This window comes from Caldalkalibacillus uzonensis (genome assembly GCF_030814135.1).
GTDB classification, from domain to species: domain Bacteria; phylum Bacillota; class Bacilli; order Caldalkalibacillales; family Caldalkalibacillaceae; genus Caldalkalibacillus; species Caldalkalibacillus uzonensis.
Window position 1 is genome coordinate 65,846 of record NZ_JAUSUQ010000005.1, and the last position, 19,437, is coordinate 85,282.

General features: G+C 47.2%; 19 protein-coding genes. 17 read left to right on the forward strand and 2 right to left on the reverse strand.

Going from position 1 to position 19,437, the window contains the following annotated elements:
- The first annotated feature begins 12 nt into the window (after positions 1-12).
- The 17 genes from J2S00_RS07935 to J2S00_RS08015 all read left to right on the forward strand — a co-directional run bounded on the left by J2S00_RS07935 (position 13) and on the right by J2S00_RS08015 (position 17,101).
- Complete coding sequence (locus J2S00_RS07935) at positions 13-1,149, forward strand: M20 peptidase aminoacylase family protein (protein ID WP_307338366.1); 1,137 nt, start codon at positions 13-15, stop codon at positions 1,147-1,149.
- Positions 1,150-2,028: a GNAT family N-acetyltransferase gene (locus tag J2S00_RS07940; RefSeq protein WP_307337838.1), complete on the forward strand. Its 879-nt coding sequence runs from the start codon at positions 1,150-1,152 to the stop codon at positions 2,026-2,028.
- 37 nt (positions 2,029-2,065) lie between these two features.
- Entirely contained in the window at positions 2,066-3,199 is a 1,134-nt protein-coding gene (menC, locus tag J2S00_RS07945; RefSeq protein WP_307337840.1) for an o-succinylbenzoate synthase, read from the forward strand.
- A 46-nt stretch (positions 3,200-3,245) separates the two neighbouring features.
- Positions 3,246-4,301, forward strand: a complete 1,056-nt coding sequence (locus tag J2S00_RS07950) for a YkvI family membrane protein (RefSeq protein WP_307337843.1) — start codon at positions 3,246-3,248, stop codon at positions 4,299-4,301.
- Positions 4,301-4,426, forward strand: coding sequence for a hypothetical protein (locus J2S00_RS07955; protein ID WP_307337845.1), 126 nt, complete (start codon positions 4,301-4,303; stop codon positions 4,424-4,426). Before J2S00_RS07950 ends, J2S00_RS07955 begins: the two co-directional genes overlap by 1 nt.
- A 180-nt stretch (positions 4,427-4,606) precedes the next feature.
- Complete coding sequence (fliD, locus tag J2S00_RS07960) at positions 4,607-4,921, forward strand: flagellar filament capping protein FliD (RefSeq protein ID WP_307337848.1); 315 nt, start codon at positions 4,607-4,609, stop codon at positions 4,919-4,921.
- Between the two features lie 240 nt (positions 4,922-5,161).
- Positions 5,162-6,454: an ABC transporter permease gene (locus J2S00_RS07965; RefSeq protein ID WP_307337851.1), complete on the forward strand. Its 1,293-nt coding sequence runs from the start codon at positions 5,162-5,164 to the stop codon at positions 6,452-6,454.
- Between the two features lie 13 nt (positions 6,455-6,467).
- Positions 6,468-7,370, forward strand: a complete 903-nt coding sequence (locus J2S00_RS07970; protein WP_307337853.1) for an ABC transporter ATP-binding protein — start codon at positions 6,468-6,470, stop codon at positions 7,368-7,370.
- Positions 7,357-8,115, forward strand: a complete 759-nt coding sequence (locus tag J2S00_RS07975) for an ABC transporter ATP-binding protein (RefSeq protein ID WP_307337855.1) — start codon at positions 7,357-7,359, stop codon at positions 8,113-8,115. Before J2S00_RS07970 ends, J2S00_RS07975 begins: the two co-directional genes overlap by 14 nt.
- On the forward strand, positions 8,093-8,824 hold the full coding sequence (locus tag J2S00_RS07980; RefSeq protein WP_307337858.1) for a TetR/AcrR family transcriptional regulator: 732 nt from the start codon (positions 8,093-8,095) through the stop codon (positions 8,822-8,824). The genes J2S00_RS07975 and J2S00_RS07980 overlap by 23 nt, the downstream gene beginning before the upstream one ends.
- A 96-nt stretch (positions 8,825-8,920) precedes the next feature.
- Entirely contained in the window at positions 8,921-9,835 is a 915-nt protein-coding gene (locus J2S00_RS07985) for an alpha/beta hydrolase (RefSeq protein WP_307337860.1), read from the forward strand.
- A 268-nt stretch (positions 9,836-10,103) separates the two neighbouring features.
- Positions 10,104-12,059 carry a heavy metal translocating P-type ATPase gene (locus J2S00_RS07990; protein WP_307337863.1) on the forward strand — a complete coding sequence of 652 codons (1,956 nt, stop codon included), beginning with the start codon at positions 10,104-10,106 and terminating at the stop codon, positions 12,057-12,059.
- A 194-nt stretch (positions 12,060-12,253) separates the two neighbouring features.
- Positions 12,254-13,300 (forward strand): tripartite tricarboxylate transporter substrate binding protein, encoded by a 1,047-nt coding sequence (locus J2S00_RS07995; protein ID WP_307337866.1) that lies wholly within the window; start codon positions 12,254-12,256, stop codon positions 13,298-13,300.
- Positions 13,301-13,404: 104 nt separating this feature from the next.
- Positions 13,405-13,857, forward strand: a complete 453-nt coding sequence (locus tag J2S00_RS08000; RefSeq protein ID WP_307338369.1) for a tripartite tricarboxylate transporter TctB family protein — start codon at positions 13,405-13,407, stop codon at positions 13,855-13,857.
- Between the two features lie 16 nt (positions 13,858-13,873).
- Complete coding sequence (locus J2S00_RS08005; RefSeq protein ID WP_307337869.1) at positions 13,874-15,382, forward strand: tripartite tricarboxylate transporter permease; 1,509 nt, start codon at positions 13,874-13,876, stop codon at positions 15,380-15,382.
- The gene (locus J2S00_RS08010) at positions 15,382-16,740 is read left to right on the forward strand and encodes an acyclic terpene utilization AtuA family protein (protein WP_307337872.1); all 1,359 of its coding nucleotides are present in this window, start codon (positions 15,382-15,384) and stop codon (positions 16,738-16,740) included. The genes J2S00_RS08005 and J2S00_RS08010 overlap by 1 nt, the downstream gene beginning before the upstream one ends.
- 1 nt (position 16,741) lies before the next feature.
- Positions 16,742-17,101, forward strand: a complete 360-nt coding sequence (locus tag J2S00_RS08015; protein WP_307337874.1) for a DUF4387 domain-containing protein — start codon at positions 16,742-16,744, stop codon at positions 17,099-17,101.
- On the opposite strand, the gene J2S00_RS08020 is transcribed toward J2S00_RS08015, so the two are convergent.
- Both J2S00_RS08020 and J2S00_RS08025 read right to left on the reverse strand, forming a co-directional pair.
- Positions 17,061-17,780 carry a response regulator gene (locus J2S00_RS08020; protein ID WP_307337876.1) on the reverse strand — a complete coding sequence of 240 codons (720 nt, stop codon included), beginning with the start codon at positions 17,778-17,780 and terminating at the stop codon, positions 17,061-17,063. The genes J2S00_RS08015 and J2S00_RS08020 overlap by 41 nt on opposite strands.
- On the reverse strand, positions 17,767-19,371 hold the full coding sequence (locus J2S00_RS08025; protein ID WP_307337878.1) for an ATP-binding protein: 1,605 nt from the start codon (positions 19,369-19,371) through the stop codon (positions 17,767-17,769). The genes J2S00_RS08020 and J2S00_RS08025 overlap by 14 nt, the downstream gene beginning before the upstream one ends.
- Positions 19,372-19,437: the final 66 nt, after the last annotated feature.

Here is a 19,437-nt window from a genome sequence, read left to right on the forward strand (position 1 = left end):
GGACGATCGACCCTGAAAACCATCATTCATGAGTTGCGTGAAGAGATCATGGCCATTTTTAACCACTTGCACCACCATCCTGAGGTGAGCTGGCAAGAGGTTGAAACCACCAGGTATATTACTGACTATCTACGGCGGTATGAATGTCAGATTACTACCTTTGACGACTGCACCGGTGTGGTGGCAGAAATGGGGCAAGGAAAACCGGTTGTCGCCTTACGGGCGGATATGGATGCTTTATGGCAGGAAGTGGACGGAAAGTTCCAAGCGAATCATTCCTGCGGGCACGATGGACACATGACCATTGCCTTGGGCGTGTTTCTGGCATTCAATAAGCAGGACTTTAAACCACCGGGTACCATCAAATTCATTTTCCAGCCAGCTGAGGAAAAAGGAACAGGTGCTTTGAAAATGGTTGAAAAGGGGGTCGTCGATGATGTGGACTACCTGTTCAGTGTACACTTAAGACCTGTGCAAGAACTAGGGAAGGGCAAAGCTGCACCGGCCATTCTGCATGGTGCCGCCCAGTTTATCACAGGTGAAATCAAAGGTACAGATGCCCATGGGGCCAGGCCGCACTTAGGCACCAATGCCATTGAGATTGGCGCCGAGCTGGTTCACATCTTAAAAGGAATACATTTAGATCCCATGCTCCCATATTCCGTTAAAATGACCCGTTTTAGCGCTGGAGGGGAAAGTGCCAATATTATTCCGGGCAGCGCCCAGTTTAGTTTGGATCTAAGGGCACAAACAAACAAGGCCATGGATGAATTGGCGGGGCGGGTGGAAAAAGCAGTAGAGATGCTGCAGAAGCTCCATGGGGTTCACATTGAGCTTGAACATGGGGCGCGCACTGCAGCTGCCGAGGTGGACCCTGAAGCCGAAGCAATCATGGCCGAAGCGATTACTCAGACATTAGGGGCAGAAAACTTGGTGTCTCCCATCGTCACCACAGGTGGGGAAGATTTTCATTTTTACACCATCAAAAAGCCCCATCTCAAAGCAACCATGTTGGGCTTGGGGTGTGATTTAAAGCCGGGACTGCACCATCCACACATGACCTTTGAACGAGAGGCGCTGCTGGACGGCATTGAAATTTTGGCCAGGGCCGTCTGTTTAACCTTTGATAAGGCGAAAGGGGGATCATGAGTGGCAGAGCCCATCATCATTAAGCCTTTAACAACCATTGAGGAGCTGGAGCAGGTTCAGGAATTGGAACGAGACGTGTGGCAGATGGACCCTGTTCCGGTTCATCAAACATTAACAGCGGTGAAAAATGGCGGATTGGTGCTTGGAGCCTTTGATGGCGACAAACTGGTTGGTTTTAACTATGGGTTTGCCGGGTTTAAGGATGATGAAGTGTATCTCTGCTCACACATGATGGGCATTGCTCATGCGTACAGAAGGCAAGGAATAGGGGAGCTGCTTAAACAAAAACAAAAAGAAATGGCTTTGCAGCAAGGCTATTCCCTGATCAAATGGACATATGATCCCTTAGAAAGTTTAAATGCCTATCTTAACCTGTCCAAACTGCGGGCAATTGGGGCAGAGTATGTTGAAAACTGTTACGGAGAAATGAATGATGCCTTGAACAAGGGCCTGCCCAGCGACCGTTTCCAAGTCCATTGGCATATTGCCAGTGAATATGTCAATGGGGAAACAGTCTGGATTGATCAACTTCCGCTCCGGGACGATCACGTTTTAGTCCAATACCAGCTCAGGTCTGACCAGCTTCCTCAATTGAGTGATCATATTTCCTTGGAAAAGATGACAACAACTGCATCCGACTATGACGGTCAGGCTAAGCTTGATCATCATTCGGATAAGCAAGGATTTTGGCTGCCGATCCCGGACAATTTTCAAACGCTAAAGAAACAGGACCATGCTTTGGCCTTGGATTGGCGCCTCAAAACCCGCAAGATTATTACCCATATGCTGGCATTAGGCTACGTGGCGGTACGGTTGCTTAAAACGGATCAGGGTGTGCATTATTATCTGTTTGTGCCTCAACATCGTTTAGCATTGTAGCATGACGTTCCAAGCATAGAAAGAAGGTGGTTGCTCAATGACACATGAAATCAACATTCACAGTGTAACGCTCTATCGCTTAAGGATGGCCTTAAATGCGCCTTTTACCACCAGCTTTGGCACCATTGCTGAAAAAGAATTTTTTGTGATTGAGGTGCAGGATGAGGAAGGAGAAAGCGGGTGGGGAGAATCGGTCGCCTTTACCTCTCCCTGGTACAATGAGGAAACGGTCAAGACAAACGAACACATGCTAGAGGATTTCTTAATTCCCCTGTTATTGGAAAAACCGGTTCGCCATCCCGACGAAGTTTCCGAGCGGTTTGCCCCCATCCGGCGTAACAACATGGCTAAAGCAGCCTTGGAAGGAGCGGTTTGGGATATGTACGCCAAAAAACAGCAGCTGCCCTTAGCCCATGCACTGGGGGGTGAAAAACAAGAGATTGAGGTGGGTATCAGCCTGGGGATACAGGAGACGGTGCAGGATTTGCTGAAACAAATAGACCGTTATGTTCAAGAAGGTTACAAACGAATCAAAGTGAAAATCAAGCCAGGTTGGGATGTGAAGGTCATCAGGGAGATTCGCCGCCACTTTCCCGATACTCTGTTGATGGCTGACGCTAATTCAGCCTACTGTTTGGAAGATGCTGAACACTTAAAAGCATTGGATGAATTTAACCTGATGATGATTGAACAGCCTTTGGCCCATGATGATATTGTGGATCACGCCAAGCTGCAGGCCCAGCTTGAAACACCCATTTGCCTGGATGAGAGCATCCATTCCCTTGAAGATGCCAAAAAGGCCATCGAACTGGGCAGCTGTAAAATTATTAACGTTAAAATTGGCCGGGTTGGCGGCTTAACGGAAGCCAAAAAAATCCATGATTACTGCCAGGCCAAACATGTCCCCCTGTGGTGCGGAGGCATGCTGGAAGCCGGAATTGGCCGGGCCCATAACATTGCTTTGACCACATTAAGCCAATTTGTCCTTCCTGGAGATACGGCTGCTTCGTCCCGGTATTGGCAGAAGGATATTATTGAGCCAGAAGTCACAGTTCACAATGGCACGATCAAGGTGCCTGACAAGCCGGGCATTGGCTATGAAGTGGACCGTGGACAATTGGAAAAGTATACGGTGGAAACTAAAACGTATAAGCGGTCATCATCAAAGTAAGGTTCAATTTTCATTCAATAAAGTGCATAGCTTGATGTAGTGTTCTATGGGACCAGTGAAATCATTGCGCTTTTTTGATGGTATGTCTGGTAAAATTATTCTCCCGGGTATCATATTGCAATCTGTATTAATTGGAGGAGGATTTGCCACCGGGCGTGAAATTGTGGAGTATGGGGCCAAATTTGGCGCGCACGGGTGGGTAGCTGGTATCGCAATCTTTATTGGTTTTTCAGTGATGGCTATTTTGACGTTTGAGGTTGCAAGGATGTTTCAGGCTTATGACTATCGTTCTTTGCTGAAACAATTGGTGGGCAAGTTATGGGTGGCCTATGATATCGTCTATCTTTCCCTTGCGGTGCTGATCATTGCGGTTATGGCGGCTGCAACTGGGGAAATTTTAAATTATACCATGGGTTTTAATCCTTGGGTGGGTATTATAGGCATTACCCTTTTAGTAGGCGTACTTAATTTTTATGGTGAGAAGCTCATTGAAAGGTTTAAAACCTTAGGTACTTTAGCTTTAATGATCGGCTACATCATTTTCAGCATTCTTGTTATTTCATCGACTTGGGGAGAGGCCAGACAAGTGCTGGCCACAGGGGATACCAGTTTTATTCCCGGAGACGTTGGAATCGGGCTGGTCATCTGGACGGGTATATTATATGTCGGCTACAATTTGGCGGTGTATCCAGCAGCGTTGTTTACGGTCAAAAGGCAAAAGTCAAGAAAACATTCGCTCTGGTCCGGAGTGATTGCCGGAGTTTTAATGACATTTCCTTGGTTTTTAACATATTTTGCGATTCTGGGCTTTTATCCAAATGAAGAAGTGTTAGGAGCCCGGGTGCCTTGGCTTGTGATGCTAGAAGGATTTGGAAACTGGGTTGTTGTCCTGTTTGGGGGGGTTGTGGGATGGACCTTGATTGAGACCGCAACGGGAATGATACATGCCTTTATTAACAGGATCAATGCCAACCTGAAGGAGTTTGGCAAACAGCCCCTTTCCGGAAAACAAAATGCGTTGATTACCGTTGGTGCTTTGGTCGGTTCAGTTGTTTTAGCTCAAGTGGGCATTATTGACCTTATTGCAAAGGATACACCTTAATGGCTTACTGCATGATCGCTGTCTATGCAATTCCCTTATTAATCATTGGAATCATCCGTATCGTTAATCCAGAATGGAAGAAAGAACTGTGGACTCAAGAAAAGAAGGAAGAAGCAGGGTCATAGACATTTCAGAAGCAAACCATCTTCCAATTTAAGGGGGAGACAGGGCTCCGTATCTTTGTCTCCCCCTTTCTATACTTTCAACAGGCTGTATGGTAAACTTGTTGTTAGATAAAATGGTTACGATCGTCAGTCATCCAAGTTCGTCGCCTTTTACTAAAATGGTGAAAAGGAGATTGAATGATGGAAAAGGAAATTTTACAAGCCATAAGGGAATTGTCGGCAGGAATGAAATCGCTTCACCACAAGGTTGATAGTCTAGAAAAGAGAATGGGCGGTCTGGAAACAAGAATTGAAAGTTTAGAAACAAGAATTGATAGTTTAGAAACCAGAATTGAAAGTTTAGAAACAAGAATGGATAGTTTAGAAAAAAGAATTGATAGTTTAGAAAAAAGAATGGATGAGAGGTTTGACGCCATTGAGGCTAGCCTTGAGATTCTGGTCAGAGAGAACCATGAAAACAAGCTGGAAATCTTGAGGCTCAAAAGGGCAAAATGAACGGGGTGTATGTTCCTTAAAAAGACCAGGTCGAATATGGTCTTTTTTCTTTACTCATAGATGAAAGCGGTTAATGCATGTAACTAGCTTATTGTGGAATTTATCATAAACAGAAATCTGTACGTCTTACTGAGAATCCCTTTATAAAAAAGTAAGTACTCACTTTTTTTATTGACCCCAAAACGGGCCTGTTGTATACTGTGAGTAAGTAATCACTCACCAAAATAGGAGGGCTCGATAATGGGGAAACGGATTAGAGCGCTAATGATTAAGGAGTTTATCCAACTGAAACGCGACCGGCGCACGCTGGCGATGATGATCATGCTGCCGGTCATCTGGCTGGTGGCGTTTGGGTACGCCGTTAATTTTGATGTGAATCATTTCCGCGTGTTTATCGTTGACGAAGCGAAAAACGAATACAGCCAGGAAGTGGTTCAGAAAATGGAAGATCATGAAGAGATGGAAGTTATTGAGTGGGGATCAGAACAGGAAGCGCGTGAGGCTTTGAAGTACGGCAAGGCTGATGTGGCCCTTTTGCTCCCTGCAGAATATGAGTCTATCGCGAAAAGCAAGGAACAGCAGCTGACTATCTTGGTAGACGGAGGGCGCCTGTTCACGGCCCAATCGGCGGTGCGCAAAATAAATGAGGTGTTGGGCGATATTCAAAAAAACAACATGACAGAACTACGCCAAAACATTGAAGCGCGTTTGAAGGACACTGAAGCGCCGGACGTCAAGTTGGAGCTTCCTGCTGATTCCCTATTGACCCAGCTGCCGCCCACTGTGGTCACAAATTTGAAAAACGAGATCCAATCTCAGATTCAAACGGTGATGGAAGAGCGAATGGAAGAACAGAGACAGGAAGTGGAAGATCAGTTTCCAGACCCCGAGTATATGGCCGCTGAGGTAGAAGTTTTGTACAACGAGGATTTAAAGAGCGTGTATTACATGATCCCTGGCTTGATGGGATTAGTGCTGATCTTCATCACCACCTTCATGACGGCGCTCGGTGTGGTGCGGGAGAAGGAAAGGGGGACCCTGGAGCAACTGATCGTTTCGCCGCTTCGTTCGGTGGAATTGATCTTGGGCAAACTGCTTCCTTACATGATCATCGCTACCTTCGATTTCCTTTTGGTGCTTGCGGTCGGCATCTGGGTCTTTGATGTTCCGTTCACGGGCGATGTGATTTCGTATCTGTTAACGGCACTTATTTTCTTGTTTGCCTCACTCGGCCTCGGCCTGTTTATCTCCACGGTGTCGCAAAATCAGCAACAAGCGATGCAATTGGCCATGATGATCTTGCTGCCGCAGTTTATTCTTTCTGGTTTTGTCTTTCCGCTGGAAGCGATGCCTGAGGGGATCCGCTGGTTGTCCTATTTCATGCCGCTCACCTATTTCTTGCCCATCAGCCGTGATGTGTTCCTCAAAGGCATGAGTGCCTGGGATCACCCGCTGGCATTGGCCATGCTCACTTTCTTCGCCGTGTTGTTCTTGTTGGTGGCCACCATGCGCTTTAGACGCAGCTTGGCTTAAGGGGGGAAGCAAAATGATCACCTTTCAGAATGTTTCATTTTGTTACGGCAAAGAGGAAGTCCTGAAAAATCTTTCCTTCCATATCGGAGCCAACGAAATCGCAGGGATCGTCGGTCCCGATGGTGCCGGAAAATCAACGTTGTTAAAATTGCTTGTGGGGCTTCTGAAGCCGAACAAAGGGCGTATCCAATATGCCGAGTCATGCTCAACAGGATTTGTGGCGGAGCACTTTGGATTGTATGAGGATATGAGTATTGAGGAAAATCTCTTGTTTTACGGCCAGTTATACGGTTTGTCCAGGGAAGAGGCCAAACAGCGGAGCGAACAGCTTTTGGCCTGGACGAAACTTTCTCCGTTCAAGGACCGTTTAGCGGGACACCTTTCCGGCGGGATGAAACGGAAACTGGCCATTAGTTCCGCTCTTCTCCACCGCCCGTCTTGCCTGATTCTGGATGAGCCGACACATGGGGTTGATCCGGTTTCCCGGCAGGAGATTTGGCAGCTGATCAAGGAAGTGAAAAGTGAAGGTGCCAGTGTCATTGTCTCCACCCAATACCTGGATGAGGTGTCCCGTTGCGACGAGGTGCTGTTTTTGCATCAGGGAGAGTTGCTGAAAAAAACGTCTCCACGAGTGCTGATCGACGAGTTTCCTTATAAGGTGTACCGCATCCCCGATTTGCGCCACATGTCCCTGAGGGAATTGCCGAAGTTAAAAGACATTCCCTATGTTGCCGATGCGTTCCCGCGCGGGGTAGATTGGGTGTTCCTCGTCAGCCGGGAAGAAGCGGTTGGGGCCTTGCGCGACTGGATAAAAGAAAAAGGGCTTATGAGGCAAGTAGAGCCCATTCAGCCCACGTTTGAAGATGTGTTTATCCATTTGATGGGGAAAGGGGGACCCGCTCATGATCGAACTTAACCAGATCACCAAACAATTCGGTACCTTCCGGGCGGTCAATCGGGTATCATTAACAGTGTCTGAAGGGAGTGTATTTGGACTGCTCGGTGCTAACGGAGCCGGCAAAACAACCCTCATCCGGATCATGTGCGGCATTTTGCCTCCGACAAGCGGCAGGGGACGGGTTTTAGGGTATGATATTGTTAAAGAACGGGCACAGATTAAAGAGCGGATCGGCTACATGTCCCAAAAATTTTCCCTGTATCCCGATTTGACCGTCGAGGAAAATATCCGCTTCTATGCGGGGTTGTATGGGGTGGAGCAGATTAAAAAGAGGACAGAGGAGCTGACCGGGCAGTTTTCACTCCGAGATGTGTCCAAAAAGCCAGTAGCGGCGCTCGGAGGCGGTATCCGGCAGCGGGTGGCTTTTGCTGCCGCAATCGTGCACAGACCCCGGCTATTGTTTCTTGACGAGCCGACGAGCGGTGTTGATCCCCTGACCCGGCGCCTGTTCTGGGAACAGCTGTATGAATTAACCGAACAAGGGATGACCATTGTGGTGACCACGCACTACATGGATGAGGCCGAGCGCTGTGACCAAGTGGCCCTCATGAACCAAGGAAAGATCGTGGCCCAGGGAAAAGTGGATGAATTGAAAGAGCGGTACGCCGCCGAATTGGACACGGAGCGGCCAGCGCTGGCAGACATATTTGTGCATGTAATCAGCCAAGGAGGAGGAGAACATGTCCAAGAAAAGTTGGGATGAATGGGTTGATGACGAGTGGGTCCAGTATATAGCTGAGCAATATGATTTAGACCTGAAAGAGGGCAAAGAAACATTAAAACAGAAAAAGATTTTGGAAGCAGCCATTCATGTTTTCGCGGAAAAGGGCTTCAGCGGCGCCTCGACGAGCGAAATCGCCGAACGGGCCGGCGTGGCTGAAGCCACCATTTTTAAACATTACCGTACCAAGAAAGGATTGCTGTTACGCTTGGTCATCCCGGCCATTGCCCGGGTGGCCAGCGCCTACATCGCCCAGCCTGTGCTTAACATTCTCGACCAGGACAAGCCGGTAGAAGCCCTTCTGAGGGAAGTAGCCATCAACCGGAAGGAACTCCTGGAGAAGAACTGGAAAACAATACGCATCATATTGGTCGAGAGTTTGTTCCATCCCGAGATTCGTGAAGCCCTGAAAAACCATGTTGCCAAAAGAATCATCCCTCTCGTGTTTGAAAAGATTGAGGAGCAGAAACAAAAAGGCAAAATCCGTGCTGATCTTCCCAATCACGTCATTTTACGGGGGGTCATGTCACAGATTGGGGCCTTCCTGTTTGCCCGCCATGTCATTCCTGAATTGATGGCCCCCGGGGGAGATGATGAAGAAATCGACTGGATCGTTGAGTTGTTGATCAATGGCATAGGGCCTAGAGCGTGCTCCAAAACCGAATCCGGCGCGGACAAAGAAAGCCATTAAACCGCTTCACAATCACGTACCTTTGTCATATCCTAGCAGGGGATTTGTACATTATTATTGAATATTGCTTATAAAAAAAGTTATAGGGGAGAAAGTATGGGCAGAAAAAGAAGATGGCTGCTGTGGGGAAGCGTTGGCGTTATTGTGTTGGCGTTATTAATCATTGTAGGCATTTCTATGTATGTGGGCTGGCAACTGGTTCATCCGGAAAAGAAACCTTTGGATGAATGGCCGGAAGATTATGGCTTAACATTTGAGGAATTTGAGGTTGAGAGCTTGTTGGATGGAATAAGGCTTAAGGGATGGATCATGGAAACGCCTGGACCAGCTCAAGGGGTGCTCGTGTTTGCCCATGGATACAGTGGCAACCGGTTAGAAAAGCCGTTGCCAGCCCTGGCCCTGGCCCGTGACCTGGTAGAGAGTGGCTTTCATGTCGTTATGTTTGACTTCCGCAATTCTGGGGAATCAGAAGGGAACATGACGACTGTAGGCTTATATGAAAAGGATGATCTTATTTCTGTCGTGCAATCCATGAAAGTACGCTATTTGGACTTGCCTCTGGGTGTAATTGGATTTTCAATGGGTGCTGCGACCGCTTTGCAAGCAGCAGCAGAAGAACCATTAATTGAAGCTGTTGTTGCCGATTCACCGTTTCGTGATTTGAAGGCATATCTGGCAGAAAATTTGTCCCACTGGTCGGATCTGCCCGATTTTCCCTTCACACCTGTTATTTTGGGCATACTCCCCCGCCTGATAGGCATTGACCCGGCCGAGGTCAGTCCACAACAGGCCATTCAAGAGATTGAGGTACCCGTTCTCTTAATCCATGGCACCGGGGATGAGGCCATTCCCCATTCAAACAGTGAAGCCATTTATGCCAATGGTCATCCGGATGATGTCCTGCTGTGGATTGCTGAGGGCGCAGGACATGTACGGACGTACAACGTCTATCCTGAAGAATACAAAACCAGAGTGGTCCACTTTTTCCAAGAAGCATTTCAAAATGAGTAATGAGAGATTATGGTGAAAAAACATTTGCACAATCTTTCCTTTTGGCATATAATAAATAGCAAACATAAAATAATAATTATAATGTGATAATGATTATAAAAAAGTTAATCAACACTTGGCTTACTTTACTAAACTGACGCGCTGCCATTCGAAATGGCAGCTTTTGTCATTTAAAGGGCAACTATGAGCTTGATTTTCTTTCTCACTCTCTTTTTTAACCAGGAAAATTTTTTATCAATAAGTGAATGGTAGAAAGGAAGGATAGGATATGTCCGTACCTCTGTCCCAACAAAAAGAGACGAACGCGGCAAGTGTTTCGGAAGTTAAGTGGTTATCGTACCCATTCTTCAAACGGAACGGGCAACTCATTGCTGCCTTGGGCAGCGGATTGCTTCTTGTGCTGGCCTGGCTGCTGTCCCGTGTTGACCAAGAGCCTGTCTCTGTATTGCTCTACTTAACCGCCTATCTCATTGGAGGATATGTACAGGGAAAAGAAGGATTGATGCAGTTATTTAAAGAGAGAAAAGTGACGGTCAATTTGCTGATGGTGCTGGCTGCCGCAGGTGCGGCTTTAATCGGGCACTGGGCAGAAGGAGCGATCCTGATCTTCATCTTTGCCCTCAGTGGGGCACTGGAAACATATGCCGTCAATAAAAGTAACAAAGAGATAACGGCCCTAATGACGCTGCAGCCTGAAGAAGCCACCCTGGTCGATGGGGATGCTCTCCGGAAAGTTCATGTTGAACAATTGCAAATTGGCCAACACATCCTGGTAAAGCCTGGGGAACGCATTCCGGTAGATGGTCAAATTGTCAAAGGGCAAACCACGGTTGATGAGTCCATTTTAACTGGGGAGTCCATTCCAGTGGAAAAAGGATCAGGTGATGAGGTGTTTACTGGCACCATGAACGGACCGGGCACTTTGGTGGTTTGTGTGCAGAAAGAAGCGCACGATACCGTTTTTCAAAAAATCGTTAAGCTGGTTCAGGATGCCCAAAACAAAAAGTCCCCCGGCCAGCAATTTATTGAGCGCTTTGAAACCATTTATGTCAAAGTGGTGCTGGCTGTGGTGCTGCTCATGATGTTCCTGCCCCATTATCTTTTTGGCTGGTCATGGACGGAGACTATTTACCGGGCTATTGTCCTCCTAGTTGTTGCTTCTCCCTGTGCAATTGTGGCTTCGATCAGTCCAGCTATGTTGTCGGCTATATCCAACAGTGCCCGCCGGGGAGTGCTGCTCAAAAGCGGTGTTCATTTGGAAACGCTGGCCAATCTTCAGGCGATCTGTTTAGATAAAACAGGGACGATTACCCAGGGCGAACCAGTCGTCACCGACGTTTATGTGTGTGATGGCATGGATATTGAACAGTTTTTAAGAACAGTTGGGTCGGTGGAGCAGGTCTCTTCCCACCCTTTGGCTGATGCTATCACCCGCTGTGTTAAAGACAAGGGAATATCCCTTTTCCAGCCGGAATATGTGGAAAACGTGCCTGGACATGGGGTGAAGGCTCAAATCGAAGGGCATGAATGGAAGATAGGTAAATTGGATTTTGTCGGTAAAGAAAAGGGATATGCCTTTAAAAACGGGATTGCTCACAAGCTTGAGCAGGAAAGAAAAACTGTCGTTTACGTGGCTTGCGGAGAAGAGGTTATCGGTGTTATAGCTTTGAAAGATACAGTCAGGGAAGAGGCCAAGCGCGCTGTTGCACGTTTCAAGAAACTGGGTATTGAACCCGTCTTGATTACCGGAGATACGTATGATACAGCTCAAAAGATTGCTCAAGAAGTTGGGATTAGGCACTTTTATGCTCAATGCTTGCCGGAAGATAAAGTGAGGCACATTCACCGGCTGCGGGGCCCAGAAGGAAAACAGGTAGCCATGGTGGGGGACGGGATTAATGATGCGCCTGCCTTAGCTACGGCATCGGTCGGGATCACCATGGGAGCGGGCAGCGATGTGGCCATAGAGACCGGAGACATTGTCCTGGTTAAAAATAATCTTCTCCAATTAGCCCACACGGTTGAACTGGCCCGGCGCATGAACCGCATCATTATGCAGAATATTGTTTTTTCCGTCAGTGTGATTATCCTGCTGGTGTTGGCCAACGCTTTCCAGGTCCTCACCCTTCCGTACGGTGTTATCGGACACGAAGGCAGCACGTTGCTGGTGATATTGAACGGCTTGCGTCTGTTAAAAGGGACAGGATCTCAAGGAAGGGATTGAAAGTTTGCACAGTCTTTTAAAAAACGGCCTTGCTAGCGTCAAGGCAGTTTTTTTACGGGCGTGTAATATACACTCATGAACAAAATGAACACAACGTATATAAAAAACTTTATTTTATTTATTTGACTAATCTTAACTCTCGCTTAATTGCCCCTTATACTGTTGGTGAAAACGTTAACAAAAGGGGGATACAAATGAGGAAAGAGAAAAAAAGTGACTGGTTTTTGATTTTATCGCTTGTTTTACTGTTGTCTTTAACTGCCTGCGGGGGAAATGAACCCGCTGACAGCACACCTCAGAACATAGAAGGAAATCAAAGTGAAACAGCAGAAGATTGGAAGCCTGAAAAACCCATTGAGATTGTGGCTCCCGCCGGACCAGGAGGCGGATGGGACACCACGGCCCGCACGGTGGCCAAAGTAATGGAAGAAGAAGGCATCATTGATCAGCGCATGGCTGTGGTCAATAAACCTGGAGGGGGCGGAGCGGTAGGCTGGTCTTACGTTGCCGGCAAAGCCGGCGATAATCACACCATGTTTGTCACCTCTCCTCCGATCATGTTTGTACCGTTAAACGGACAATCCGATCTAGGGCATCGGGACTTTACACCCATTGCAGCTATTATCGCCGATTATGGGGCTTTTATCGTTCCTAAAGATTCTCCATTTAACACCATGAATGATCTGGTTGAAGCTATGAAACAAGATCCCCAATCGGTGTCTGTCGTCGGTGATTCCGCTCCTGGCAGCATGGATCATATGCAGTTCGTTAAAGCGCTTAAGGCGGCTGGCGTTGATGTGAAGCAACTGAAATATGTATCAGCCCAAGATGGAAGCGGCATGGCGATGCTGCTGGGCGGCAAAGTGGATGTGTACTCCACAGGGTTGGCTGAAGCGACCGAACAGGCCAGGGCCGGAAAAGTCAAAGTGTTGGCTATTACAGCCCCCGAACGTCTGACAGGGGAGACCATTTCAGAATTTCCGACGCTGAAAGAACAAGGCATTGACGATGAATTTGTTGTTTGGCGCGGATTTATGGGGCCACCGGATATGGATCCAAGAGCGGTCAAGTTCTATGAACAGGCCTTTAAGCAAATGATGGAAACGGAAACATGGCAAACACAGAGAGATAATTTTGGCTGGACCGATTATTATATGAGCAGCGAAGAATTTGCCAGCTTCCTGGATGAGGAATATGAGGTTTTCAAACAATTGATGCAAGAAATAGGCTTAGGCCAATAAATTCATTATCGGTTTTGGCATGAATGAACGTGGAGAGGAAAGGATGGATTAAATCGCTGTCCGCCTCTCCTTTCTTTTAAAAACAGGGAGGTGTGCAGGTGAACATGACCACAGACCGCAAAATTGCGGTGATGCTGTTTATCTTAGCCCTGGTTTATTTAATTTTAAGTTATCAACTGCCGGAATTTCCCTATGCCATTATGGATTCTGACGTGTTACCAAAAGGATTGGGATATCTGCTGCTTGTTCTTGCTATCATCTTGTTTGTGGAAAGTAAAACAGAAACAGAAGGGCAAAGGAAAAAGCGCCAGCTGTCTAAAGCTGACCGGAACATGTTGTTGATGGTGCTTGTACTTGTCCTGTTGTATGTCATCCTGTTGGATACGCTCGGATTTGTCATTGTTTCAATCTTGTTCCTAATTGGGACAACCCGCTTGCTGGGCTATACCAATTGGAGGGTCAACATTCTCGTATCAGTCCTGTTTACCTTAGGTTTATATTATGCGTTTAATTATCTGATAAAAATTTATCTGCCTCAAGGCATACTCCCATTTTAAGAAAAGGTGAGAGTCTATGGAGATACTGAGCAGTATGTTATACGGATTTGAAGTGGCTTTATCGTGGCAGAATATTCTTTTTGTTTTGATTGGCGTGTTTTGCGGGACCATGATTGGCATGCTCCCGGGGTTGGGGCCCATCAGTGCCATTGCTATTATGATTCCTTTAAGTTACGGGATGAACCCTGCTTCAGCTCTGATTCTCATGGCCGGTGTCTATTATGGTGCCGTGTTTGGCGGCTCAACCTCATCTATTCTGCTTAATGCCCCCGGTATTGCCGGGACTGTGGCTACTTCTTTTGATGGTTATCCCCTGGCCAAACAGGGGCAGGCTGGCAAAGCTCTGGCTATTGCTGCCATCGCTTCCTTTTGCGGTGGTACATTTAGTATTGTGGCACTGATGTTGGTGGCACCTATCATGGCTGATGTGGCCACCGCTTTCGGCCCAAGTGAATATTTTGCCCTCATGCTCTTGGGGTTGACTGCCATTGCCAGCTTATCTGAAGGTTCAACGACCAAGGCTTTAATTGCCGCCGTGCTGGGCTTGATGGTCTCGACCATAGGCATTGATGGCCAGACGGGCACACCACGTTTTACCTTTGGCAGTTCCCAATTGATGGATGGCATCGATTTTCTGGTCATTGCGCTGGGGTTGTTCGCCATAGCTGAAGTGTGTTTCTTAATTATGGGAAGAAAACAGAATCTATTGGGCAAAGCGTCTAAAATAGGCAGTCTGAAAATCAGAAAACAGGAAGCGAAGGAGATTTCCGGCCCAATTGCCCGTCATTCGGTGCTGGGCTTTATCCTTGGAGTTCTGCCTGGTGCTGGAGCGACGATTGCTTCTTTTATGGCTTATTTGACCGAAAAGCGGATTTCCAAAAAGCCGGAGGAATTTGGCAGGGGTTCTTTAAAGGGACTGGCCGCACCTGAAACAGCCAATAATGCTGCTTGTGGCGGATCCTTTATTCCTCTGCTTACCCTTGGCATACCGGGATCAGGCACGACCGCTGTTTTGTTGGGGGCGCTTCTTGTGGTGGGTGTTCAACCTGGACCGATGATGCTGCAAGATCACCCGGATGTTTTCTGGGGCGTGATTGCCAGTATGTATGTGGGTAATATTTTCTTGCTTATTTTAAACCTGCCCCTTATCCCATTTATTGCCCGGGTATTGTATATTCCCAGGCCCATGTTAATCTCTTTGATTATTATTTTTTGTCTGGTGGGGGTGTACGGGGTCCGCTTTAATACATTCGATCTCTATCTGTTAATTGCATTCGGGGTGTTAGGTTTTTTGATGCGCCTGTTCTCATTTCCCGCTGCGCCTTTTATTCTGGCCTTTATTTTGGGAGGCATGATGGAACAATCATTCCGTCAGGCATTGACCATCTCGAATGGCAGTTTGTCCATTTTCTGGTCCAGCCCTGTTTCTGTTACCCTTTTTGCAGTGGCCCTCATCTCCTTGATTTTTCCGCTTATCCGCAAGAAAGGTCACAATAAATCCGAACAGGAAGGGGTGAAAGCATAATGAAAGAAATAAGGATCCTTTCCCCTCAGGGGATGCTGGGCTATGGCTATCCCTCTTCATCCTTTGAAGAAGGATTACAAGCCTCCCCTGATGTGATTGCGGTTGATGCCGGTTCCACAGACGGGGGCCCCCATCGTCTGGGGCTGGGCATGGGGGGAGTGAGCCGCTATGCTACTAAAAAAGATCTGCAGCCATTAATTCTTGCCGCGAAGGAAAGGAACATCCCTTTGATCATTGGCTCTGCCGGAGGGTCCGGCGCCGGGAAAAGAGTGGACTGGCTGCTGGATATTGTTAAGGAAATTGCCAAGGAGCAAGGCCTTAGGCTTAAGGTAGCCGCTATTTATGCAGATATAGATAAACAGTGGCTGTATCAACGCTGGCAGGAAGGAAAAGTCGATCCTGTAGATTCTGCTCCGCCCTTGTCAGCAGAGAGTATCAAGGAAACAACGGCTCTGGTGGCTCAGATGGGTGTGGAACCTTATCTGGAAGCATTGAAGGAAAAACCTGATATCATTATCGGTGGAAGAACATACGATCCGGTGATGAGTGCAGCCCTGCCCATATTAAACGGTATGGATCCAGGTCTGGCCTTCCATTTGGGCAAAATTCTGGAGTGCGGAGCATTGGCCGCCACACCGGGAACGGCCAAAGACGGAATGTTGGGCATTCTCCGCGACGGCCATTTCTTGGTCCAGCCATTAAATCCTGAGCGAAAATGTACCGCCCAATCGGTCGCGGCTCATACCATGTATGAAAAATCTCATCCGTACTACCTTCACGGGCCTGGTGGGATGCTTGACCTGTCAGAGTGCCGTTTTGAACAGGTCGATGAACGGACTGTGAAAGTATCGGGAAGCCGCTTTATCCCATCAGAGTCATATACCGTTAAAGTGGAGGGGGTCAAACAAGATGGATTTCGAACCGTATTAATTTGTGGCATCAGGGATCCTTATTTACTTCAACAGTTAGATGAAGTGCTTGCCCAAGTTCAAGACGAGGTTCGTTCCTATTTTGACCAGACATCCTTTCAGTTGTTTTTTAAGGTTTATGGGCGAGACGGGGTGATGGGAGCATGGGAGCCGGAGCGAGAAGCTCTTGGCCATGAAGTAGGGCTTGTTGCCGAAGTTGTGGCGGGAACCCAGGAGATGGCCGACAGTATTTGTGCTTACACCCGTTCACTACTCATGCATTTTGACTATAAGGGAAGAGTGTCCACTGCCGGAAATTTGGCACTTCCTTTTGCACCGCCTGAATTTTCAGCCGGCCCGGTTTTCTCATTTTCAGTTTATCATGCCGTGACCATTGATGATCCGCTCTCCCTTTTTCCAGTTAAATATGTTGAGCTGAGAGGTGAGTAAAATGGGTCAGGAGATCCGTCAAAAGGAGAAGAAAACGCTGGCCGAACTGGCTGCCGTGATCCGCAGCAAAAATGCGGGGCCCTTTGAAATTACGTTTGACATTCTCTTTGACAATGCCTGCTATTACCGGCGGGTCAAAGAGAGTGGCGTGTTGACCCGTGAGCATATCTGTCAACTGTATTCTGCGAGGGCAGAGGACGTGGTTTGTCTGGAATATTTTGACCAAGCCCTGGGAATTAAAGTTACCTTACGGCGTCATCATCCATCCGGTTCAGCAGGGGAGAGGGATACTTACGGAGCACAGCAGCATGTTCCATTGCTCACGATAGAGATTCCTGATTTTTTTGAGCAGGGGACTTAAGATAATAGCGTCTTTCCGGTCTTCCTACTGCTCCGTAGGCAAGGTCAGCCCGTACTTTGCCAATTGAAACCAAATACTCCAGATAGCGGCGTGCCGTCGTTCGGCTGACACCTATCTGCTGACCCAGCTCCTCCGCGGTGATGCTGTTTGTCTGCGTTTCTCGAATGACTTCTTCTACCTTTTGTAAAGTCAAGGGGTTAATGCCTTTAGGTACTTCTGACTGGGAAGAAACACTCCCTTTACCCACAGTTCCCAACAGATGATCCACTTCCTCCTGATCCACAAGCTGAACCTGATTGATTTTTTGCCGGTAAGCTTTATAGCGGAGCAGCGATTGCTGAAACCGTTCAAACACAATGGGTTTGATAATATAATCGATGGCCCCTCCGCGGATTGCTTCTTGAACAGCGTTAATCTCTTTAGCCGCTGTGATCATGATCACATCAGTTGAGAGATGGTTTTGCCGGATATACCATAGTAAATCAACCCCGCTTGCATCTGGGAAAAAGACATCCAAAAGGACCAAGTCAGGCTTCAGCAAAGTCAGCATTTCGCGGGCATCGTCCAGGTTGGTGGCGATGCCCGTCACCTTAAACCCTTCCACTTTTTCCACAAACCGCTGGTTAATTTGGGCTATAGGCACGTCATCCTCAACGATAAGCACGCTAATTTGACTCATGTTGATTCTCCCCTTTCTGCTTTGGTATGACCACTGTAAATAATGCGCCCCCTTCTTGGCCAGGGGTGACCGTGACATAGCCGTTCAACGATTGAACCGCTTTGTGCACCAGATATAACCCGATCCCCCGTCCCTCTTGTTTTTTTGTGCTTATGCCTTTCTTAAAAATGGAATCCAGCAGCGGGTCTGGGATTCCTTTTCCGTTGTCCTCTATCTCAAAAATTAAATCATGGCCAAGATCAGTCATAAACAAGGTGACTTTTTTTTCCGGTTTGTTGTTTTCTAACACTGCTTCAAAAGCATTGTCTATCAAATTGCCTAAGATGGTAACCAGTTTCTCCCGGTTGATATGTTCGGGCAGGTCACGAAGAGTGCTCTGTTTATCCAGAACAAAGGTAATTTTCAGTTCATGGGCCCTGTTATATTTCCCAAGCAGAAAAGCGGCAATGATGGTATCTGGTACGGCAGACATCAGAAACTGGACCAACTCTTGATAATCTGCTGTTTCTTTGTTAATCAGTTCAATCGCTTCCTGGTACGATCCCAGTTGGATCAAGCCAGAGATGGTATACAGTTTGTTGGAATATTCATGCGTCTGGGAACGCAGGGCATCGGCATACGCCTGGACCTGGGACAGTTGTTTGGTTAATTGGTCAATCTCTGTCTTTTTGCGGAAAGAAGAAACAGCTCCCACAATTTTATTTCCGTGAAAGATTGGCACACGGTTAACTATCACCTCTTCCTGGCCGATGATAAATTCATCGTCATACTCACTTTTTCCAGTTTTCAGTACCTCAGGAAGACGGGATTGGGGAAGAACTTCACGGATATGTTTGCCAATGAGGTCATCAGCTGAGGAAGTTCCGATCAGCTTACACGCTGCCTGATTGGCCAAGGTGATGTGTCCATTTTCATTAATGGCTATAATCCCTTCCCTGATCGATTCCAAAATGGCATTTCGTTCCTGGAACAGACTGGCGATTTCGTCAGGTTCCAGGTTAAGAATGGATTTTTTAATCCCATTCGCAATGTATGAGGAACCAATGATGCCAATAAGGAGGCCGCCACTGATGAAGAGCAGTGCTTTCTTTTGGTAAGCATGAATCGTTTCATCTATTTGGTTAATCAAAAAGCCAACCGAAACCACACCAATAATACTGCCGTTTTCGTCAAAAATAGGCACTTTGCCTCTGATCGATGGCCCTAAAGATCCTGTTGCCTTGGAAATATATGCCTTTCCTTCTTCCAATACAGGGGGATTGTCACCCCCAACCATCGATTGACCAATTCTTTCAGGTATGGGATGGGAGTAGCGAATGCCATCCTTATTACCGATCACAACGAAGCTGGCTCCGGTTTTTTGTCTGATTTCCTCAGCAATGGGTTGAAGTATTTGAGATGGATTGGGGTGCTTAAAAGCCTCAATGACTGTGGGCATGGTGGCCACTGTTTTAGCCACATTTAAAGCTGTTTCACCTATCTGCTGTTCCAAAATGGATTCTAACATGTATAAGAATATGCCCCCGACAAGGAACATCACGATTAACAGCAAACTGGAGATCAATAATATCATCTTGGTTTTCAGTTTCATAGTTCGTCCCTCACACCATTATGTGTTACGTTGTTTTTCAATACTTGGACAATAACTTTATACATG

Coding starts and splice junctions, on each gene's coding strand:
- J2S00_RS07975 (WP_307337855.1), top strand. CDS start 7,357: ATGATCGAACTTAACCAGATCACCAAACAATTCGGTACCTTCCGGGCG.
- J2S00_RS08020 (WP_307337876.1), bottom strand. CDS start 17,780: ATGAGTCAAATTAGCGTGCTTATCGTTGAGGATGACGTGCCTATAGCC.
- fliD (WP_307337848.1), top strand. CDS start 4,607: ATGGAAAAGGAAATTTTACAAGCCATAAGGGAATTGTCGGCAGGAATG.
- J2S00_RS08000 (WP_307338369.1), top strand. CDS start 13,405: ATGACCACAGACCGCAAAATTGCGGTGATGCTGTTTATCTTAGCCCTG.
- J2S00_RS07995 (WP_307337866.1), top strand. CDS start 12,254: ATGAGGAAAGAGAAAAAAAGTGACTGGTTTTTGATTTTATCGCTTGTT.
- J2S00_RS07955 (WP_307337845.1), top strand. CDS start 4,301: ATGGCTTACTGCATGATCGCTGTCTATGCAATTCCCTTATTAATCATT.
- J2S00_RS07990 (WP_307337863.1), top strand. CDS start 10,104: ATGTCCGTACCTCTGTCCCAACAAAAAGAGACGAACGCGGCAAGTGTT.
- J2S00_RS07965 (WP_307337851.1), top strand. CDS start 5,162: ATGGGGAAACGGATTAGAGCGCTAATGATTAAGGAGTTTATCCAACTG.
- J2S00_RS07950 (WP_307337843.1), top strand. CDS start 3,246: ATGGGACCAGTGAAATCATTGCGCTTTTTTGATGGTATGTCTGGTAAA.
- menC (WP_307337840.1), top strand. CDS start 2,066: ATGACACATGAAATCAACATTCACAGTGTAACGCTCTATCGCTTAAGG.
- J2S00_RS08010 (WP_307337872.1), top strand. CDS start 15,382: ATGAAAGAAATAAGGATCCTTTCCCCTCAGGGGATGCTGGGCTATGGC.
- J2S00_RS07980 (WP_307337858.1), top strand. CDS start 8,093: ATGTCCAAGAAAAGTTGGGATGAATGGGTTGATGACGAGTGGGTCCAG.
- J2S00_RS08005 (WP_307337869.1), top strand. CDS start 13,874: ATGGAGATACTGAGCAGTATGTTATACGGATTTGAAGTGGCTTTATCG.
- J2S00_RS07970 (WP_307337853.1), top strand. CDS start 6,468: ATGATCACCTTTCAGAATGTTTCATTTTGTTACGGCAAAGAGGAAGTC.
- J2S00_RS08025 (WP_307337878.1), bottom strand. CDS start 19,371: ATGAAACTGAAAACCAAGATGATATTATTGATCTCCAGTTTGCTGTTA.
- J2S00_RS07985 (WP_307337860.1), top strand. CDS start 8,921: ATGGGCAGAAAAAGAAGATGGCTGCTGTGGGGAAGCGTTGGCGTTATT.
- J2S00_RS08015 (WP_307337874.1), top strand. CDS start 16,742: ATGGGTCAGGAGATCCGTCAAAAGGAGAAGAAAACGCTGGCCGAACTG.